Annotated in this window: 16 protein-coding genes; 5 read left to right on the top strand and 11 right to left on the bottom strand. The window is 54.6% G+C overall.

The features are described from left to right. Window positions 1-71 precede the first annotated feature (71 nt). Window positions 72-413 (bottom strand): osmotically-inducible lipoprotein OsmE, encoded by a 342-nt coding sequence (gene osmE / locus J4685_RS00495; RefSeq protein WP_001039301.1) that lies wholly within the window; start codon window positions 411-413, stop codon window positions 72-74. 218 nt (window positions 414-631) lie between these two features. Between osmE and nadE the strand changes: the two genes are divergently transcribed. Continuing rightward, a complete protein-coding gene (gene nadE / locus J4685_RS00490) occupies window positions 632-1,459 on the top strand; it encodes an ammonia-dependent NAD(+) synthetase (protein ID WP_000174983.1) in 828 nt (275 codons plus the stop codon). Window positions 1,460-1,579: 120 nt separating this feature from the next. Continuing rightward, window positions 1,580-2,461, top strand: coding sequence for an excinuclease Cho (cho, locus tag J4685_RS00485; RefSeq protein ID WP_011233065.1), 882 nt, complete (start codon window positions 1,580-1,582; stop codon window positions 2,459-2,461). 74 nt (window positions 2,462-2,535) lie between these two features. On the opposite strand, the gene spy is transcribed toward cho, so the two are convergent. From spy to J4685_RS00455, 6 genes are all read right to left on the bottom strand, one after another. Beyond that, a complete protein-coding gene (gene spy, locus J4685_RS00480) occupies window positions 2,536-3,021 on the bottom strand; it encodes an ATP-independent periplasmic protein-refolding chaperone Spy (protein WP_001229001.1) in 486 nt (161 codons plus the stop codon). Window positions 3,022-3,356: 335 nt separating this feature from the next. Then, complete coding sequence (gene astE, locus J4685_RS00475; protein WP_016504859.1) at window positions 3,357-4,325, bottom strand: succinylglutamate desuccinylase; 969 nt, start codon at window positions 4,323-4,325, stop codon at window positions 3,357-3,359. Further along, window positions 4,318-5,661 carry an N-succinylarginine dihydrolase gene (gene astB, locus J4685_RS00470; protein WP_000123946.1) on the bottom strand — a complete coding sequence of 448 codons (1,344 nt, stop codon included), beginning with the start codon at window positions 5,659-5,661 and terminating at the stop codon, window positions 4,318-4,320. The genes astE and astB overlap by 8 nt, the downstream gene beginning before the upstream one ends. Next, window positions 5,658-7,136 (bottom strand): succinylglutamate-semialdehyde dehydrogenase, encoded by a 1,479-nt coding sequence (gene astD, locus J4685_RS00465; RefSeq protein WP_000177279.1) that lies wholly within the window; start codon window positions 7,134-7,136, stop codon window positions 5,658-5,660. Before astD ends, astB begins: the two co-directional genes overlap by 4 nt. Further along, window positions 7,133-8,167 carry an arginine N-succinyltransferase gene (gene astA / locus J4685_RS00460; RefSeq protein ID WP_001263889.1) on the bottom strand — a complete coding sequence of 345 codons (1,035 nt, stop codon included), beginning with the start codon at window positions 8,165-8,167 and terminating at the stop codon, window positions 7,133-7,135. The genes astD and astA overlap by 4 nt, the downstream gene beginning before the upstream one ends. Beyond that, a complete protein-coding gene (locus tag J4685_RS00455) occupies window positions 8,158-9,384 on the bottom strand; it encodes an aspartate aminotransferase family protein (RefSeq protein ID WP_000059519.1) in 1,227 nt (408 codons plus the stop codon). Before J4685_RS00455 ends, astA begins: the two co-directional genes overlap by 10 nt. A gap of 445 nt (window positions 9,385-9,829) precedes the next feature. Here J4685_RS00455 and xthA point away from each other — a divergent pair, with 445 nt between their 5' ends. Together xthA and J4685_RS00445 are read left to right on the top strand one after the other, a co-directional pair. Continuing rightward, window positions 9,830-10,636, top strand: a complete 807-nt coding sequence (xthA, locus tag J4685_RS00450) for an exodeoxyribonuclease III (protein ID WP_000673954.1) — start codon at window positions 9,830-9,832, stop codon at window positions 10,634-10,636. A gap of 72 nt (window positions 10,637-10,708) precedes the next feature. Beyond that, window positions 10,709-11,125: a pyrimidine (deoxy)nucleoside triphosphate diphosphatase gene (locus tag J4685_RS00445; protein ID WP_000592148.1), complete on the top strand. Its 417-nt coding sequence runs from the start codon at window positions 10,709-10,711 to the stop codon at window positions 11,123-11,125. Here J4685_RS00445 and J4685_RS00440 read toward each other — a convergent pair. Then, window positions 11,085-11,360 carry a YnjH family protein gene (locus J4685_RS00440; RefSeq protein ID WP_001254683.1) on the bottom strand — a complete coding sequence of 92 codons (276 nt, stop codon included), beginning with the start codon at window positions 11,358-11,360 and terminating at the stop codon, window positions 11,085-11,087. The two genes, J4685_RS00445 and J4685_RS00440, sit on opposite strands and share 41 nt — an antisense overlap. A 238-nt stretch (window positions 11,361-11,598) precedes the next feature. Here J4685_RS00440 and gdhA point away from each other — a divergent pair, with 238 nt between their 5' ends. Continuing rightward, the gene (gene gdhA, locus J4685_RS00435; protein ID WP_000372863.1) at window positions 11,599-12,942 is read left to right on the top strand and encodes an NADP-specific glutamate dehydrogenase; all 1,344 of its coding nucleotides are present in this window, start codon (window positions 11,599-11,601) and stop codon (window positions 12,940-12,942) included. Window positions 12,943-12,971: 29 nt separating this feature from the next. Here gdhA and topB read toward each other — a convergent pair whose 3' ends face one another. The 3 genes from topB to J4685_RS00420 form a co-directional block, all read right to left on the bottom strand. After that, window positions 12,972-14,921, bottom strand: a complete 1,950-nt coding sequence (gene topB / locus J4685_RS00430; RefSeq protein WP_001235856.1) for a DNA topoisomerase III — start codon at window positions 14,919-14,921, stop codon at window positions 12,972-12,974. A gap of 4 nt (window positions 14,922-14,925) precedes the next feature. Continuing rightward, entirely contained in the window at window positions 14,926-15,969 is a 1,044-nt protein-coding gene (gene selD, locus J4685_RS00425; protein WP_001294894.1) for a selenide, water dikinase SelD, read from the bottom strand. A gap of 117 nt (window positions 15,970-16,086) precedes the next feature. Further along, window positions 16,087-16,638, bottom strand: a complete 552-nt coding sequence (locus J4685_RS00420) for an NAD(P)H nitroreductase (protein WP_000339311.1) — start codon at window positions 16,636-16,638, stop codon at window positions 16,087-16,089. Between the last annotated feature and the right edge of the window lie 103 nt (window positions 16,639-16,741).

The following is a 16,741-nucleotide window of genomic DNA, read 5'->3' as shown; positions in this document are numbered from 1 at the left end:
AAGGTTATGGCAGGCACAAAAAAACCGGCTCGCAGGCCGGTTTCCTTGAATGTTCAGGCAATGTACAGTTGTTACTGCTTCGGCGCCTGTGGGTCAGTGTCGTACTCCGCACAGGTCTGGTAGCCGGAGTTAATCACGTGCCCGGTATCATCCAGCGCAACAAAGTAGGTTTCCGCTTTACCATCACGTTGACCCAGGATGTAGGTCTGACAGGTACCGCGCGCATGAATCATGCTCACTTCAGATGACGGTTTGCCCGCAATCTGCGCAACTTGCGCCCTGCTCATTCCTTTTTTAACATCTTTAACGACAGGCTCAACAAATTGGTCTTTTGTACGATCGTACGCCGTACAGCCTGCCAGCATAGTCATTACCGCCGCTGCGCTTAAAATTCCTGCTACGTTCTTGTTCATTTTCCGTCCTCTTGTTTATCAGCGTGTTATGTAAGCCTGGAATACATCAGAACATTTTTCAAGCCGCGCCTCGCCACAAAAAGTCTTTCGGAAAATTCTCTAACGCAGCGATATGTTGTTTTAAACACCGCTTAGCCCGCCAAACCTTGTCGTTTCAGCGGCGAAGGGTTAGCTTTAACAGGGTAAAGATTCATTTTTTTAATGTCGAAGGGGGTTAAATGACTCTGCAGCAAGAGATAATCCAGGCGCTTGGCGCGAAACCACATATCAACCCTGAAGAAGAAATTCGCCGCAGCGTGGATTTTCTTAAAGCGTACCTGAAAACCTATCCCTTTTTGAAATCGCTGGTGTTAGGCATCAGCGGCGGGCAGGATTCGACGCTGGCCGGTAAACTCAGCCAGATGGCTATCGCCGAATTGCGGGAAGAGACCGGTGATAATGCGCTGCAGTTTATCGCCGTTCGTCTGCCTTATGGCGTGCAGGCCGATGAACAGGATTGCCAGGACGCCATTGCTTTTATTCAGCCGGACAGAGTACTCACCGTCAATATTAAAGGCGCCGTCCTCGCCAGCGAACAGGCGCTGCGCGAAGCGGGAATTGAGCTGAGCGATTTTGTTCGCGGCAATGAAAAAGCGCGTGAGCGAATGAAAGCGCAATATAGCATCGCCGGTATGACTCACGGCGTTGTGGTGGGCACCGACCATGCGGCGGAAGCGATAACCGGGTTCTTCACCAAATATGGCGATGGCGGTACCGATATTAACCCGCTTCATCGCCTTAACAAACGCCAGGGCAAACAGCTTCTCGCAGCGCTGGGCTGTCCTGAGCATCTGTATAAAAAAGTCCCCACCGCCGATTTGGAAGACGACCGCCCTTCACTGCCTGATGAAGCCGCGCTGGGCGTAACGTATGACAATATTGACGATTACCTGGAAGGCAAAACGCTGGACTCCGCCATCGCTAAAACTATCGAAGGCTGGTATGTAAAAACTGAACATAAGCGCCGTTTGCCGATTACGGTATTCGACGACTTTTGGAAAAGGTAAGCGTACTTCTACTGTTGTGCCGGATATCGCTCGTCTATCCGGCCTCCTCTCTTCCCAGCCTCTTTTTTAATCACCCATCCGCTGTTATACTGGATGAATAACCAGTTAACGGAGATCACTGTGGTACGGCGTCAATCAGCCCCCCGCCTTGAGTTTGAAGCGGCGGCCATTTACGAATATCCAGAACATTTACGTCCTTTCCTCAGCGAAGCGCCAGCCTTACCGGGCGTCTATGTATTTCATAGCGAAAGCGATACGCTGCCGCTTTATATCGGTAAAAGCGTAAATATTCGCAGCCGGGTGCTTTCACATCTGCGAACGCCTGACGAGGCCACTATGCTGCGACAGGCGCGGCGGATAAGCTGGATCTGCACCGCTGGGGAAATGGGCGCGTTGCTGCTGGAGGCACGGCTGATCAAAGAACAACAGCCGCTGTTTAACAAGCGGTTACGTCGTAATCGCCAGCTTTGCTCGCTACAGTTGAGCGAACAAAAGATTGAGGTCGTTTCCGCCCGCAGCGTCGATTTTTCCCATGAGCCAAACCTGTTTGGCCTCTTCGCCAACCGTCGGGCGGCGCTGCAAAGCTTACAGAACCTCGCCGATGAACAAAAATTGTGTTATGGCCTGCTGGGGCTTGAACCGGTAAGCCGTGGGCGCGCCTGTTTTCGTTTCGCTCTGAAGCGCTGCGCTGGCGCGTGTTGTGGGCAAGAAACCCCGCAGGCGCATTTTCTTCGTCTGCAGGCCTCGCTGGAACGGTTACGTGTGGTTTGCTGGCCCTGGAAAGGCGCTATCGCGTTAAAAGAGAGCCGCCCACAAATGACCCAGTTCCACATTATCAACAACTGGTTATGGCTGGGGGCGGTCCCCTCGCTGGATGAGGCCGCCACGCTGGTGCGCACCCCTGCGGGCTTTGATCAGGATGGCTATAAAATTCTCTGTAAGCCACTGATGTCAGGTCAATATGAGATCATTGATCTGCACACCGACTGTCGCCAGTCATAAAGAAAACCGCCGATTCTGTCCACCTCAACGATTGTGTTGTCGACAAGACCGGCGGTCTTAAATTATGCGGAAAGTTATTCTGCCGCAGCAGGCATTTTACCTTCTTGCGCCGGGCGTTCTGTCAGACGCTTCTCAAAATTAGCGTTATATTGCTTTTTCTGCTCCGGCGTCAGAACGTTATAAATTTTATTCTGGGTTTCCATATGCGCCAGCATATTGGCCTTGCGCTGCGCTTCCATTTTCGTAATTTGCGCTTCGGCTTTGGCTTTATCGAAGGTATCGCTGGCGATAATATCATGCATGGCGCGACGCTCTTCCAGCGGCGGACGTTTCATTTGCTCGCGCTGCGCTTTCATAATGTCGCGAATTTGTTGCTTCTGTGCGTCCGTCAGGTTCAGGTTTTTAAACATCATATCGTGATGTGGGCCAAATTTACCTTTATGCTGCATCATTGGCTTCGCATCCGCTGGCGCGGCGGTGGTAGTCTCAGCGGCATGAGCGAGATTCGCAGCACCCATCGCCAGGGTAGAGGCAACAAATAGAGCAGTCAGTTTACGCATATTTCCATCCTTCCTTTCAGTTATTTTTACGGCATATTTAAAACAGCGCCGTGTTGTCGTGATTAACTTTAACCGTCTTAGCGTCAATTAGTCATAACAACGGTAAAACAATGAAAGTATAAAAAACACTTTTTCGCCAATTGTGAAGAAAAAAAGAATAAATTGCGCAGAGTTGAAAGAGAAATATACAACAGCATGATATAGCAGAAATTATGCAGAACTATAACTCAGCAACGCTTATTAATAAAGCAATTATCCAGGAATAATCCGTAATAGCATGAAAATGTGTCCCAAATCATCCCTGTAATCCTAACGTGAGCTTACAGGGACGTTTATCAGGGCAGTCTTTCCAGCATTAATCCAGCCCGCAATCCGCAGGCGACAGAGGGATTAGGAAAGAGAACATATTCAACGTCATGCGTCACCGTCACGCGCTTATCCCCCTCCTCGGCCAGCAACGTTCCCTTCGCAAAGGCAGTAAAATTCAGCGTTTGCGCATCCATATAAAGCGCGAACTTGTCGCTGTGACGCGTGATTTGCGACACCACCCGATAGCGTAGCGGCGGCGAAGACGAGGTTGACGTTTCGACACCGCTCAGCAGCGCCGACAACGCCTGCGAGGTTACGCTGAACTGCGTCAGATCGTTTTGCCCAAACGGCAACGCCTTTCCCAACTCCAGCGTACAGGAAAGCGCGCCGAAATGTTCAGAGCTAAAGTGCGTAAACGTACCGCCGGGCGCTTGATGAAATACCAACGCCTCCAGTTCTGCCGCGCCCAGCCACGCCAGAAAACCTGTCTCCCACGGGCGGTCGCGCTGCGGCAATACGCCAAAACGCAAATGATGCGAGCCACGAATGGCGGTATGCAGATCCAGATGCCAGCGTACCCGCGCCTGGCCAGATGAAAAGAAGGTCTCCAGACTGAGCTCCAGCTCACGCGCCCGCCGCGTTTCATCGCTTTCGGCAAAGGACTGCCAACGCCCGCCAAACATACGGTTCATATCGCTGTGACAATAGCGTATTCCCGCCGCCAGCGCCTGCGGATTGCCGAGTACCACCAGCACTCGCCACGTTAACGTCAAGCTGCCTGAATACAGCGCCGACAGCAGCTTATCCAGCATCTCGACCGGCGCGGTTTCATTGCCGTGTATCCCCGCAGAAAGAATTAACGCGCGGTCGACCGGCGCATCGGGCGTGAGTTCAAGCAGACCATGGCTTAACCAGCGCCAGCGAAAACCCGCGCCCTTCCCCTGCGTCACCCGTGGTGTCGTGCCGCTTAGCGTCAACGCCAGAAAGTTATCCATCAGCCGCCCCCGTTTGCTGGAAAGGATAAACCGACCCCAAATCCAGCAGACGCGTTAACACATCCAGCGCCTCCCGGCCTTCTCGCAATAATAACGGATCGGCCAGATCGGCGGCGGTCAGGCGATCGCGATAATAACGATCCGCCCACGCGTTAAGGGCCGTAAACAGAGCGTCATTCATCATTACCGCTGGATTCACCGCCCGTCGTTCTTCTTCTGTTAACACCACGCGTAATCGCAGACAGGCCGGGCCGCCGCCGTTGGCCATACTTTCTCGCAAATCAAACACCTGCATCGCGCTGATGGGGTTATCCTCCGCCACCAGCTTATTCAGATAGCGCCAGACGCCGGCATGGTCCTGACATTCCCGCGGCAACACTAACAGCATTGAGCCGTCGTCACGGCTTAGCAACTGACTATTAAACAGGTAGGGCGCCACAGCATCTGATACAGAAACCTCTCCGGCGGGCACCTCTATCGCCATAAAACCGTCAACGCGCGTACGCAACTGATTAATGAGCACTTTCTGCCGGGCAAACGCCGCTTCGTGACAAAACAATACCTGTCGATTCGAAACGGCGATGACATCATTATGGAATACGCCTTGATCGATGACCTCCGGGTTCTGCTGAGCGAAGATAACCTGTTGCGGATTCACCTGATTAAGACGCGCCACGGCCTCGCTGGCTTCGCGGCTCTGGCGCGCCGGATAACGAGCGGGTCGTATTTCATTCTCCTCTTCGCGCCCATAGACAAAAAGCTGCACGCCTGCCGAACCATACTCGCCGCCAAGACGGTTATGATTCGCCGCGCCTTCATCTCCCAATAATGCGACCTGCGGTAACGCGCTATGCACTGAAAACTGACTTTCATCGCGAAATATGGCGCGTAGCAGCGCTTCGGTAACAGGCGCCTCAAGAGCGCGATGAAATTTATTGTTTAAATTCGCCACCGTCAGGTGAACTTTCCCGTCCAGCGCGTCTGCCGATGGGCAAACCGTCGCCGCATTCGCAACCCACATTGGCGACGCGGAACTCACGCTGGAAAGCCAGCGTGGCGCCTGACGCGCAACCTTATCCAGAATCTGCTCATCGCTACCCGTGAAGCCGAGCTGACGCAACGCCGGAATAAAAGGCCGCTCATGCGGCGGGATCACCGCCTGGGGAAAGCCGGCATCCGCCAGAGCTTTCATCTTTAGCAGCCCCTGTTTTACCGCCAGACGAGGATTCGACACCTGAAAACGGTGGCGGGTCGATGCCTCATTGCCGAAGGATAGCCCGGCATAATGGTGCGTAAGCCCCACCAGCCCGTCAAAATTAACTTCATGCGCCGTCATACCGCCTCCCTGCGAGAAAAGTCGAGGCCGGGGCTTAATGTCGCAGGCAACGTCAGTTCGGGAGACTCCAGACTAGCCATCGGCCAGGCGCAATAATCGGCGGCATACCAGGCGCTGGGCCGATGGTTGCCAGACGCGCCGACACCACCAAACGGCGCAGTACTCGCTGCCCCGGTGAGCGGTTTATTCCAGTTAACGATCCCTGCCCGCGCCTCCAGCAAGAGCTGTTCGAACTGCGCGCGATCCGTCGACACCAGCCCACACGACAGACCAAAACGGGTATTATTCGCCAGACGAATCGCCTCATCGAAATGCGCATAACGCCAGACGTTCAGCAGCGGACCAAACACCTCTTCATCCGGCACATCCGCGACGCCGGTCAGCTCAATGATGCCAGGCGTCAGCAGAGAGGTTCCCTCTTTGACCTTCCGCGACGCCAGTAGCGTGCGACCGCCTAATGCCTCTCGTTGACGCCAGGCCTCCATCACATGCTGTGCCGCCTGCGCTGAAATCAGTCCGCCGATAAACGACTGCGGATCGTCGTCCCATCTGCCGGGCTGCAGACGTCCGGCGACGTCAACCAGTCGCGCCAGAAATGCATCTCCCTGCGCACCCTGTTTTACCAGAAGGCGTCGCGCGCAGGTACAGCGCTGTCCGGCGGTAATAAACGCCGATTGCAGCGTCAGATGTACCGCCGCATCTATATTTGCCACATCCTCAATAATGAGCGGATTGTTTCCGCCCATTTCAAGGGCCAGGATTTTTTCCGGCTGGCCGGATAGCTGGCGATGAAGCTGATATCCGGTACTGGCGCTGCCGGTAAACAGCAGTCCGTCGAGATCGTCGAGCGAACTTAGCGCTTGTCCGGTCTCCCGGCCGCCCTGCACCAGATTAAGAACGCCTGCCGGTAGCCCCGCCCGTTCCCAGAGTTTTATTACCGTTTCCCCGGTCCATGGCGTTAGCTCGCTAGGTTTGAAGATCAGCGTATTGCCTGCCAGCAACGCGGACACAATATGGCCATTCGGTAAATGGCCGGGAAAGTTATAAGGGCCGAATACCGCCAGCACACCGTGAGGACGATGGCGCAACGTCGCGGCGCCATCGACAAGTTCGCTTTTTTGTTCGCCTGTTCTGGCGTGGTAAGCCTTAATCGAGATGGCAATCTTATTGATCATCGCCGTCACTTCCGTTGCCGCCTCCCAGCGCGGTTTACCGGTTTCACGCGCGATGACCTCCGTGAGATCGGCTTTATGCGCCTCCAGCAGGGCGGCAAATTTCTGTACGATAGCCTGTCGTGCCGTAAAAGGCTGTCTGGCCCAACGAGGAAACGCCGCACGCGCCGCCTGACAGGCCTCGGCGACCTGTGCCGCATTAGCGTCATTCCCCTGCCAAAGTATCTCCGCACTCACCGGATTCGTTTTGCGGCGGCGTTCGCCCTGACCGGTTATCCAGTCGCCGTTTATCCATAGCGTCATACGGTTTTCTCCTCTGCACAAAGGCGTACCAGCCGAACGTGGTCGCCCGCGCGACATTTCAGCGCATCCAACTGCGCGGCGGTAAGTACAAGTCGTGAAGTCTGCGGATCGGCACGCACCAGCGCGGCCCGAAAGTGGTGATAGTTTTCATTGGCGACCAGACATGCCGGATAGTCGCCAGGCGCGGGTTGCCCTTCCGCGACTTCCACCAGTCGGCTTTTACGAATGGCCCGCACGCGGTCAATATCACACTCCAGCGTCGGCCCGCCGTCGAAGATGTCGATATAGTGGCGATAGCGAAAGCCTTCCTTTTCCAGCACCGCGCGGGCTGGCGCCGTTTGCGGGTGGACTTCGCCAATCACGGCCTGTGCCTCTTCAGATAAGAAGTGGGTATAAATAGGATGTTTGGGCATCAGCTCGGCGATAAACGCTTTTTGCCCGGTACCGCATAAAAAATCCGCCCGGCTGAAATCCATAGAAAAAAAGCGTTTGCCGAGACTTTGCCAGAAGGGAGAATAGCCGTGCTCGTCAATGACGCCGCGCATTTCCGCCACCACTTTCTCATTGAATTTATCGCGAAACGCGGCCATAAACATAAAGCGCGATTTTGACAACAGGTAGCCGTTACCCTCTTTACGCCATTCGGGATCGAGAAACAGCGTGCAAAGCTCACTGCTGCCAGTGTGATCATTACTCAGGAATAATGTTGGCAACGCGTTATATACATTCAGCTCTTTGGAGGCATGAACCAGCGTACCGACACGATAGTTATACCAGGGGTCGTTAAGGCCGACCGCGACCTCAATGGCGCAGATCCCGCCGACCTCACCCGTTTCACTGTCTTCGAGAACAAATACATACCCTTGTTCGCCTTTTGGCAGCTCGCCGGACCAAGTTTTTAGCGCGCGTTCAATGCGGGCCGCCAGCGTCGCTTCATTTGCCGGTAGCGAGGTTAAGCCGCCGCCCGTTTTGCCTGCAAGCTGCATCAGCGCGGCGATATCCGCATGTTCGACAGGACGAATCACCCGCATGATGCGCCTCCCGTCTGAAGGCGTTCGCACGCCAGGGCAAAACGATCAAGCCCGGTAGCTATCTCCTCGTCGCTCACATTTAACGCTGGCGCAAAACGCACCACGTCGCCACCGGCGATGAGCACCATCACGCCTGCTTTTGCCGCTTCCTGGGCGATGAGTTTGGCTTTTCCGGCAAACTCCGTCTGTAGCACACAGCCAAGCAGTAGCCCCAGCCCGCGAATTTCACTGAACATGCCAAAACGCACATTAAGGGTATTTAGACGTTCAATAAACGCATCGTGGCGCTGTCTGACGCCGTTTTGCATCTCCGGCGTATTGATGATATCCAGTACTTTTCCGGCAACTGCCGTCGCCAGCGGATTACCGCCGTAGGTGGTGCCATGCGTGCCTGGCGTCATGACGCTGGCATAGTCTTGCGTGGTCAGCATCGCGCCGATCGGGAAGCCGCCGCCCAACGCTTTAGCGGTCGTCAGGATATCGGGCGTAACGCCATAATGCATATATGCATACAGTTTGCCGGTACGTCCGACGCCCGTCTGCACCTCATCAAAAATCAGTAACGCCTGATGCCGGTCGCACAATTCACGCAGCCCCTGCAAAAAAGCTTTCGTGGCGGGGATCACGCCGCCCTCGCCCTGCACAGGCTCTACGATCACGGCGCAGGTATTGTCATCAATGAGCGCGCTGGCGGAGTTCAGATCGTTATAGGCTGCATGACGAATATCCGGCGGCAGCGGCGCAAAGTCCTGTGAATAGGTGGGTTGACCGCCAGCGCTGACGGTAAAGAGCGTGCGGCCATGGAACGCGTTTTTAAAGGCCACAATGCCGCTTTTATGATTGCCGACACGATCGTGGGCATATTTGCGCGCCAGTTTTAATGCTGCTTCATTTGCTTCAGCGCCTGAATTACAAAAGAAAACGCGTTCGGCGAAGGTCGCGTCGATCAGTTTTTTCGCCAGTCGCAGCGCCGGTTCATTGGTGTAACCGTTCCCGGTATGCCAGAAGCGATTCGCCTGTTCATTTAACGCCTCGCGCAGCGCCGGATGCGCATGTCCCAATGCGTTGACCGCGATCCCGCCAGCAAAATCAATGTACTCTTTCCCCTGCTGATCCCACAGGCGTGAGCCTTCTCCGCGTACAGGAATCAAAGGCGCGGGAACGTATACCGGCACCATCCATTCATCAAAGTTTTCGCGCGTAACTGACAGAGACATAGCGACCTCTTTTGGTAAAAATAAAGTTATTTATATGTTAATTAATATGAGTGTTTGCGCTGTAAATGTAGATTGCAGCATTCGTGCCAGCCAGCGTTAACATTGCATAAACAGAAGTGATAAACGGTAAATCAATGGGCTACAGCGTAGCGATATTCACTTTTACTGCATGAAAAGTGAATATTCCCGCATAATCGGTGGCTAAAAAGAGGAAAAAGCGAAATATTATTCAGTTGCCAAATATAATTCTGGAATTGTGATCTTATACGAAATTTACTGGAAATTACCGCCCCGTTCTGGCGCATCTGCACGCAAACTGTGCCATTTTCGCGCTATAGAAAACACCATACGCTTCCATTGGCCGAATCTGACGATGAGTGGCAGTCACCCGGTAAAATTTCTGCTACCATCCCAACACGATTCACCTTGCAAAGTGGCAGTGACTATGAAATTTGTCTCTTTTAATATCAACGGCCTGCGCGCCCGTCCCCATCAACTTGAAGCGATTGTCGAAAAACACCAGCCCGATGTGATCGGTCTACAGGAGACAAAAGTCCACGACGAAATGTTCCCGCTCGAAGAGGTCGCGAAGCTGGGCTATAACGTTTTCTATCATGGACAAAAAGGCCATTACGGCGTCGCGCTGCTAACAAAAGCCACGCCCATTTCCGTCAGACGCGGTTTTCCGGATGATGGCGAAGAGGCGCAACGCCGCATTATCATGGCGGAAATCCCCTCGCCGCTGGGTAATATCACCGTCATTAACGGCTATTTCCCGCAGGGGGAAAGCCGGGATCATCCGTTGAAGTTCCCCGCGAAAGCGCAGTTTTATCAGAACTTGCAAAACTATCTTGAAACGGAACTCAAGTGCGATAATCCGGTATTAATTATGGGCGACATGAATATCAGCCCGACCGACCTGGATATTGGCATCGGCGAAGAGAACCGCAAACGCTGGCTGCGTACCGGTAAATGCTCCTTCCTGCCGGAGGAGCGTGAATGGATGTCGCGGTTACTGAAGTGGGGATTAGTGGACACGTTCCGTCAGGCAAATCCGCAAACGATGGATAAATTTTCGTGGTTTGATTACCGTTCAAAAGGTTTCGTGGATAATCGCGGACTGCGCATTGACCTCTTGCTGGCAAGCGCTCCGCTGGCGGAACGTTGCGCAGAAACCGGTATAGACTACGACATTCGCAGTATGGAAAAACCCTCCGACCATGCGCCGGTCTGGGCGACGTTTCGTGTTTGATTCCGCTATCTGATTAACCGTAAGGCCGGGATAGCGCGACGCTTCCCGGCAGGAATAACGACCTTAACGACAATGATAAAAAAACTCGATGTTGTTGCCGCCATCATTGAACGCGACGGCAAAATACTGCTGGCCCAGCGCTCAGTTCATGCGGATCAAGCCGGTTTATGGGAGTTTGCCGGCGGTAAAGTCGAACCCGGCGAAACCCAACCGCAGGCGCTTATCCGCGAGCTACGCGAAGAGTTAGGGATTGACGCCACGCCCGGCGTCTATATCGCCAGCCATCAACGCGACGCGTCTGGCCGACGAATTCATTTGCACGCCTGGCATGTGCCTGCGTTTAACGGTCTGATACGTGCGCTGGAACATCAGGCCTTAGCCTGGTGTACGCCGGAAGAGGCGCTGGAATACCCCCTCGCCCCGGCGGATATTCCGCTATTGCAGGCGTTTATGGCTTTACGCGACGCCAGACTAACGGATTTGTGCTGATGGTTTTTTCGTCACGCTGGCACTGGAGCACGACGCCTTCCACTTTTATTACCGCGCCTTCGGAGTAATTCTGATCCTGGTAAACGCAGCACTGAATGCAGGGCTGGGATGACTGACCGCGCGTGCTGAAAACTTCCGGCGGGACATTCACCTGAATATCAGGACGACTGTTTTGGTTTGCCAGCCCGACCATTGGCATTATCGCCATCACGGCGACCACGAGGCTTCGGCGCATAGGATTTCCTTATTTTTCCAGGTATATTCTCAGTATAACGGTAAGCCGCCGTGAAAACTTTAATCCTCTTTTGTCATCGCTTTTAGTTATGACCCTCGCCCCGTTATGAATTTACTTAGCAGCGTCATTTTTTTCTTGCTTACCGTCACATTGCTGATGGTATAGTCGAAAACTGCAAATACATATTCTGATAAAACGCAAATACAACCACATTAATATATAAGAGGTTTTTATATCTATGGATCAGACATGTTCTCTGGAATCGTTCCTCAACCATGTACAAAAGCGCGACCCGCATCAAACCGAGTTCGCGCAAGCCGTCCGTGAAGTCATGACCACCCTGTGGCCGTTTCTTGAACAAAACCCCCGTTACCGCCACATGTCTTTACTGGAACGTTTGGTTGAACCAGAGCGCGTAATTCAGTTTCGCGTAGTGTGGCTGGACGACAAAAACCAGGTGCAGGTAAATCGCGCCTGGCGCGTGCAGTTCAACTCTGCTATCGGCCCCTATAAAGGCGGTATGCGCTTCCATCCTTCGGTAAACCTTTCCATCCTTAAGTTCCTCGGCTTTGAGCAAACCTTTAAAAATGCTCTCACCACGTTGCCGATGGGCGGCGGTAAAGGCGGCAGCGATTTCGATCCGAAAGGGAAAAGCGAAGGCGAAGTGATGCGTTTCTGCCAGGCGCTGATGACTGAACTGTATCGCCATTTAGGGCCGGATACCGACGTGCCTGCCGGGGATATCGGCGTGGGCGGGCGCGAAGTGGGCTTTATGGCGGGAATGATGCGCAAGCTTTCCAATAACAGCGCCTGCGTCTTCACCGGCAAAGGGCTTTCCTTCGGCGGCAGCCTGATTCGCCCGGAGGCGACGGGCTATGGCCTGGTCTACTTCACCGAAGCAATGCTTAAACGTCATGGTCTCGGTTTCGAAGGGATGCGCGTCGCCGTGTCCGGCTCCGGCAACGTAGCGCAATACGCCATTGAGAAAGCGATGGCCTTTGGCGCGCGCGTGGTTACCGCGTCGGATTCGAGCGGGACGGTGGTCGATGAAAGTGGCTTCACGCCAGAGAAGCTGGCGCGTCTGTGTGAAATTAAAGCCAGCCGTGACGGTCGCGTCGCTGACTACGCCCGTGAGTTTGGCTTAACCTATCTGGAAGGCCAGCAGCCCTGGAGCGTACCGGTGGATATCGCCCTGCCATGTGCGACGCAGAACGAACTGGACGTTGATGCCGCGCGCATACTGATTGCCAATGGCGTAAAAGCCGTGGCGGAAGGGGCAAATATGCCAACCACGATTGAAGCGACCGATCTCTTCCTTGAGGCGGGCGTACTGTTTGCGCCGGGTAAAGCCGCCAACGCGGGCGGCGTGGCGACATCAGGTCTGGAAATGGCGCAGAACGCCGCGCGGTTGAGCTGGAAAGCCGAGAAAGTGGACGCCCGTCTGCATCACATTATGCTGGATATCCACCACGCCTGTGTCGAGTACGGCGGCGATAATAAGCATACCAACTACGTTCAGGGCGCCAACATCGCCGGTTTCGTGAAAGTCGCCGACGCCATGCTGGCGCAGGGCGTCATTTAATCCCGTCGTCAGGCCAGATAGCTTTACGCTTATTCGGTCTGACGGCCTGTCTCCTCAGCAGGCGGGCTTTTTTTGCCCGCTCGCTTACGCGGCGCGCTCTTTTTCTTGTCTCCACCGCCTGGCGCGACTATCCCTCTGAAGCGCTTCACCGGCGTGCGCTTAGCCTGCTCGATCAGCTGATATAACGTGCCGACCAGCGGTTGCATAAAATCCTGGTAACGGCACTGTTTTTCGCTGATTTGCGTCAAAACAGATTCCCAGTGCGCGGTCATATCTGGACGGGCCGCCATTTCCGGCAGCGAATGTATTAACGCTTTGCCAGCATCGGTAGAATGAATGTAGCGCCCTTTTTTGGTCAGAAAGCTACGTTTGAACAGCAGTTCGATAATCCCGGCGCGCGTGGCCTCCGTCCCCAGCCCATCGGTCGCGCGCAGGATCTTTTTCAGATCTTTATCCTGCACGAAGCGGGCAATTCCGGTCATCGCGGAAAGCAATGTCGCATCGGTGAAATGACGCGGCGGCTGGGTTTGGCGCTCGACCACTTCCCCCTTTTCACACAGCAACTCATCACCTTTGGCGACAACCGGCAGCGGCGTACCGTCGTTTTCCTCGTCGCGCTCTTTACTGCCCAGTAACGTCCGCCATCCGGCCTCCGCCAGAAAACGCGCTTTGGCGACAAATTTTCCTTTGGCGATTTCCAGTTCAATAACGCATTTACGAAACACCGCGTCCGGGCAGAACTGCATCAGATACTGACGCGCAATCAGGGTGTACACTTTCGCTTCGTTTTCCGTCAGATGGACAGAAGAACTGCGCGCCGTCGGGATAATCGCGTGGTGCGCATCCACTTTTTTGTCATCCCAGCAGCGATTGCGCGTATCAGGATTAACCACAGACTGCGGCAATAAATCCGGGGCGTGGACGCTAATCGCGTTCATGACCGCCTGCCGTCCGGCAAAGTGTTCTTCCGGCAGATAACGGCAGTCGGAACGCGGATAGGTAATCAGTTTGTGGGTTTCATATAGCTTCTGACAAATATCAAGCACGTTTTGCGCGCTCAGGCCAAAGCGTTTAGCGGCTTCAATCTGTAGCGTCGAGAGCGAAAACGGCAGCGGCGCGGATTCTGATTCCCGTTTATCATTATAACTGGTTACCAGCGCGGGCTGACCGTTGATTCGGTTCACTACATGCTCCGCCAGCGGACGATGAAGCAAGCGCTCCTCTTCATCCTGATAAGGTTCGCACGCCTCGCTCGGCTGCCAGATAGCGGTAAAACGCTCGTCGGCAGGCGTAACGATGTGCGCCTTCACTTCAAAGAAGTCTTTGGCGACGAAGTTCTCAATCTCTTCGTCTCGCCGCACCACCAGCCCCAGTACCGGCGTCTGCACGCGTCCCACGGATAACACGCCCTGATAGCCGGCATTACGGCCCAGGATCGTGTAAGCGCGGGTCATATTAATGCCATACAGCCAGTCCGCTCGCGCTCGCGCCAGCGCGGAGACGCACAGCGGCACGAAGTCGCTGTTCGCTCGCAGCCTGTCGATAGCACGCTCGACCGCCTGCGGGTTAAGGTCGTTTATCAGACAACGCCGCACCTGCTGGCGCTTTTCGGCAGGAAGCTGGAGATAATCCAGCACTTCATCAACCAGAAGCTGTCCTTCGCGATCCGGGTCGCCGGCGTGAATAATTTCACCGGCTTGATGCAAAAAGCGCTTAATCACATTGAGCTGTTTGGTGACGGAAGGACGAGGCTGAAGCTGCCATTTTTCCGGCACGATAGGCAGGTCAGCCAGATTCCAGCGCGCATAACGGCTGTCATACGCATCCGGCTGCGCCTGTTCCAGCAAATGACCAATACACCAGGTGACGACCTGCCCGTTTCCGCACTCAATAAAACCATCGCCTTTACGGTGCGGTTTTGGCAGCACATCCGCAATGGCGCGCCCCAGACTCGGTTTTTCGGCAATAAACAACCGCATCAGGTTAACGAATCTCAACCATAGCGCGACCGCCGCGGGCCTCGACCAGTTCGCCAATCGCGGTCAGATCGATACCAAATTCCGCCGCGGTGGCTTTAACATCGTCTTCGGCGTCCGGCGTTACCGCCAACAACAGACCGCCTGACGTTTGCGGATCGCACAGCAGGCTACGAACTTCACGCGACATGTCGCCCATCAGATGACCATAGCTGGCGAAGTTGCGATCTGTGCCGCCCGGTACGGCGCCCAGAGCAATATACTCTTCCACGCCCGGCAGTTTAGGGATGTCCTGATAGCAAAGCAGCGCCTGCACGCCTGCGCCCTGGCACATCTCGCTCAGGTGCCCCAGCAGGCCAAAACCGGTAACGTCAGTCATGGCTTTTACGCCATCGATATTGGCAAACGCCGCGCCAGCAACGTTCATCCGACACATGACTTCCGTCGCCAGCCCCTGATGTTCAGGTTTAAGCAGCGATTTTTTCTCGGCGGTGGTCAACACGCCAATCCCCAACGGTTTGGTCAGAAAGAGTTTGCATCCCGCCTGCGCGGTACTGTTTTTCTTCACCCGTTCGGTCGGCACTACGCCTGTGACCGCGAGACCAAAGATCGGCTCCGGGGCGTCAATAGAGTGTCCGCCCGCCAGCGCGATACCGGCCTGACGGCAGGCAAAGCGCCCCCCCTCGGTCACTTCACGCGCAATATCGGGCGACAGGGTATTAATCGGCCAGCCAAGGATCGCGATCGCCATAATCGGTTTGCCGCCCATCGCAAAAATATCGCTGATGGCGTTTGTTGCCGCAATGCGGCCAAAATCAAACGGGTTATCGACTATCGGCATAAAGAAGTCGGTGGTGCTGATAATACTGGTGCCATTACCCAGATCGTAAACCGCCGCATCATCGCGGGTTTCATTACCCACCAACAGATTCGGGTCGACGAACTTCGCCTGCTCGCTATGCAGGATAGTCTCCAGCACTTTAGGGGAAATTTTACAACCGCAACCAGCGCCGTGGCTGTATTGCGTTAAACGAATGGCTTGCTCGCTCATGGACATCTCCTGTCATTGCATTCGCGCTATGGTAGCGCTCATTCCCTGATGTGGTAAGTATCACTGTCTGAATTACCGCGCCTTTGCTCAGAATCCAGACAGTTTTATCCCTCAGCGTCAGAAATAACGCACAAACGGCGTGGGGTCGGGGGTACTGATCGTCGTTGACGCTTTGAGCTGCGGCGTGCCGAGATAGAGAAAACCAACAATTTTATCCTGCGGGCGGCACTCAAAGGCTTCCCGCACAATAGCGCTCTCCGTTAATGCGCCGCTACGCCAGATACCATTAAACCCTTGCGCAATCGCCGCCATTTGCATCGCCATCACCGCGCATCCGGCAGACATCTCCTGTTCCCACATCGGAACCTTATGGTTTTCTTCGCATTTCGCCACCACGGTAATGATCAGCGGCGCGCGAAACGGCGCATTACGCGCTTTTTCTATCGCTTTCTCATCCCCCCCGGCAGCGACAGCGCCTTGTTCAAGCACGGCGCTGAAGCGGTCGCGCCCCTCTCCTTCAATCACAAAAAAACGCCACGGCTGTAGAGATTTATGATCGGGAACACGCATTCCCGCCCGCAGAATGTTCTGTAATTGCTCTCCGACAGGCGCCGGTTCTGCGAGACGAGAGGCGCTACGACGGTTGACCAGCAGTTCTAGTGCATCCATTTGATTAACTCCAGCAATGATATTTATTCACAAAATTAACACGGGAGCGGATTTTGTTACAGCGCAGGCAGTGATTCCTGCTGACAACTGCCTGATGGGTCAT

This window comes from Salmonella sp. 32100201201700099SM, from assembly GCF_017572645.1.
Taxonomy (GTDB): Bacteria; Pseudomonadota; Gammaproteobacteria; order Enterobacterales; family Enterobacteriaceae; genus Salmonella; species Salmonella enterica.
This window is presented reverse-complemented; position numbering and strand designations above follow the sequence as displayed.

What these genes read in the sequence shown, in the direction of transcription:
- osmE (WP_001039301.1), bottom strand. Translation starts at nt 413, where the DNA reads ATGAACAAGAACGTAGCAGGAATTTTAAGCGCAGCGGCGGTAATGACT.
- nadE (WP_000174983.1), top strand. Translation starts at nt 632, where the DNA reads ATGACTCTGCAGCAAGAGATAATCCAGGCGCTTGGCGCGAAACCACAT.
- spy (WP_001229001.1), bottom strand. Translation starts at nt 3,021, where the DNA reads ATGCGTAAACTGACTGCTCTATTTGTTGCCTCTACCCTGGCGATGGGT.
- astE (WP_016504859.1), bottom strand. Translation starts at nt 4,325, where the DNA reads ATGGATAACTTTCTGGCGTTGACGCTAAGCGGCACGACACCACGGGTG.
- astB (WP_000123946.1), bottom strand. Translation starts at nt 5,661, where the DNA reads ATGACGGCGCATGAAGTTAATTTTGACGGGCTGGTGGGGCTTACGCAC.
- astD (WP_000177279.1), bottom strand. Translation starts at nt 7,136, where the DNA reads ATGACGCTATGGATAAACGGCGACTGGATAACCGGTCAGGGCGAACGC.
- astA (WP_001263889.1), bottom strand. Translation starts at nt 8,167, where the DNA reads ATGCGGGTGATTCGTCCTGTCGAACATGCGGATATCGCCGCGCTGATG.
- J4685_RS00455 (WP_000059519.1), bottom strand. Translation starts at nt 9,384, where the DNA reads ATGTCTCTGTCAGTTACGCGCGAAAACTTTGATGAATGGATGGTGCCG.
- xthA (WP_000673954.1), top strand. Translation starts at nt 9,830, where the DNA reads ATGAAATTTGTCTCTTTTAATATCAACGGCCTGCGCGCCCGTCCCCAT.
- J4685_RS00445 (WP_000592148.1), top strand. Translation starts at nt 10,709, where the DNA reads ATGATAAAAAAACTCGATGTTGTTGCCGCCATCATTGAACGCGACGGC.
- J4685_RS00440 (WP_001254683.1), bottom strand. Translation starts at nt 11,360, where the DNA reads ATGCGCCGAAGCCTCGTGGTCGCCGTGATGGCGATAATGCCAATGGTC.
- gdhA (WP_000372863.1), top strand. Translation starts at nt 11,599, where the DNA reads ATGGATCAGACATGTTCTCTGGAATCGTTCCTCAACCATGTACAAAAG.
- topB (WP_001235856.1), bottom strand. Translation starts at nt 14,921, where the DNA reads ATGCGGTTGTTTATTGCCGAAAAACCGAGTCTGGGGCGCGCCATTGCG.
- selD (WP_001294894.1), bottom strand. Translation starts at nt 15,969, where the DNA reads ATGAGCGAGCAAGCCATTCGTTTAACGCAATACAGCCACGGCGCTGGT.
- J4685_RS00420 (WP_000339311.1), bottom strand. Translation starts at nt 16,638, where the DNA reads ATGGATGCACTAGAACTGCTGGTCAACCGTCGTAGCGCCTCTCGTCTC.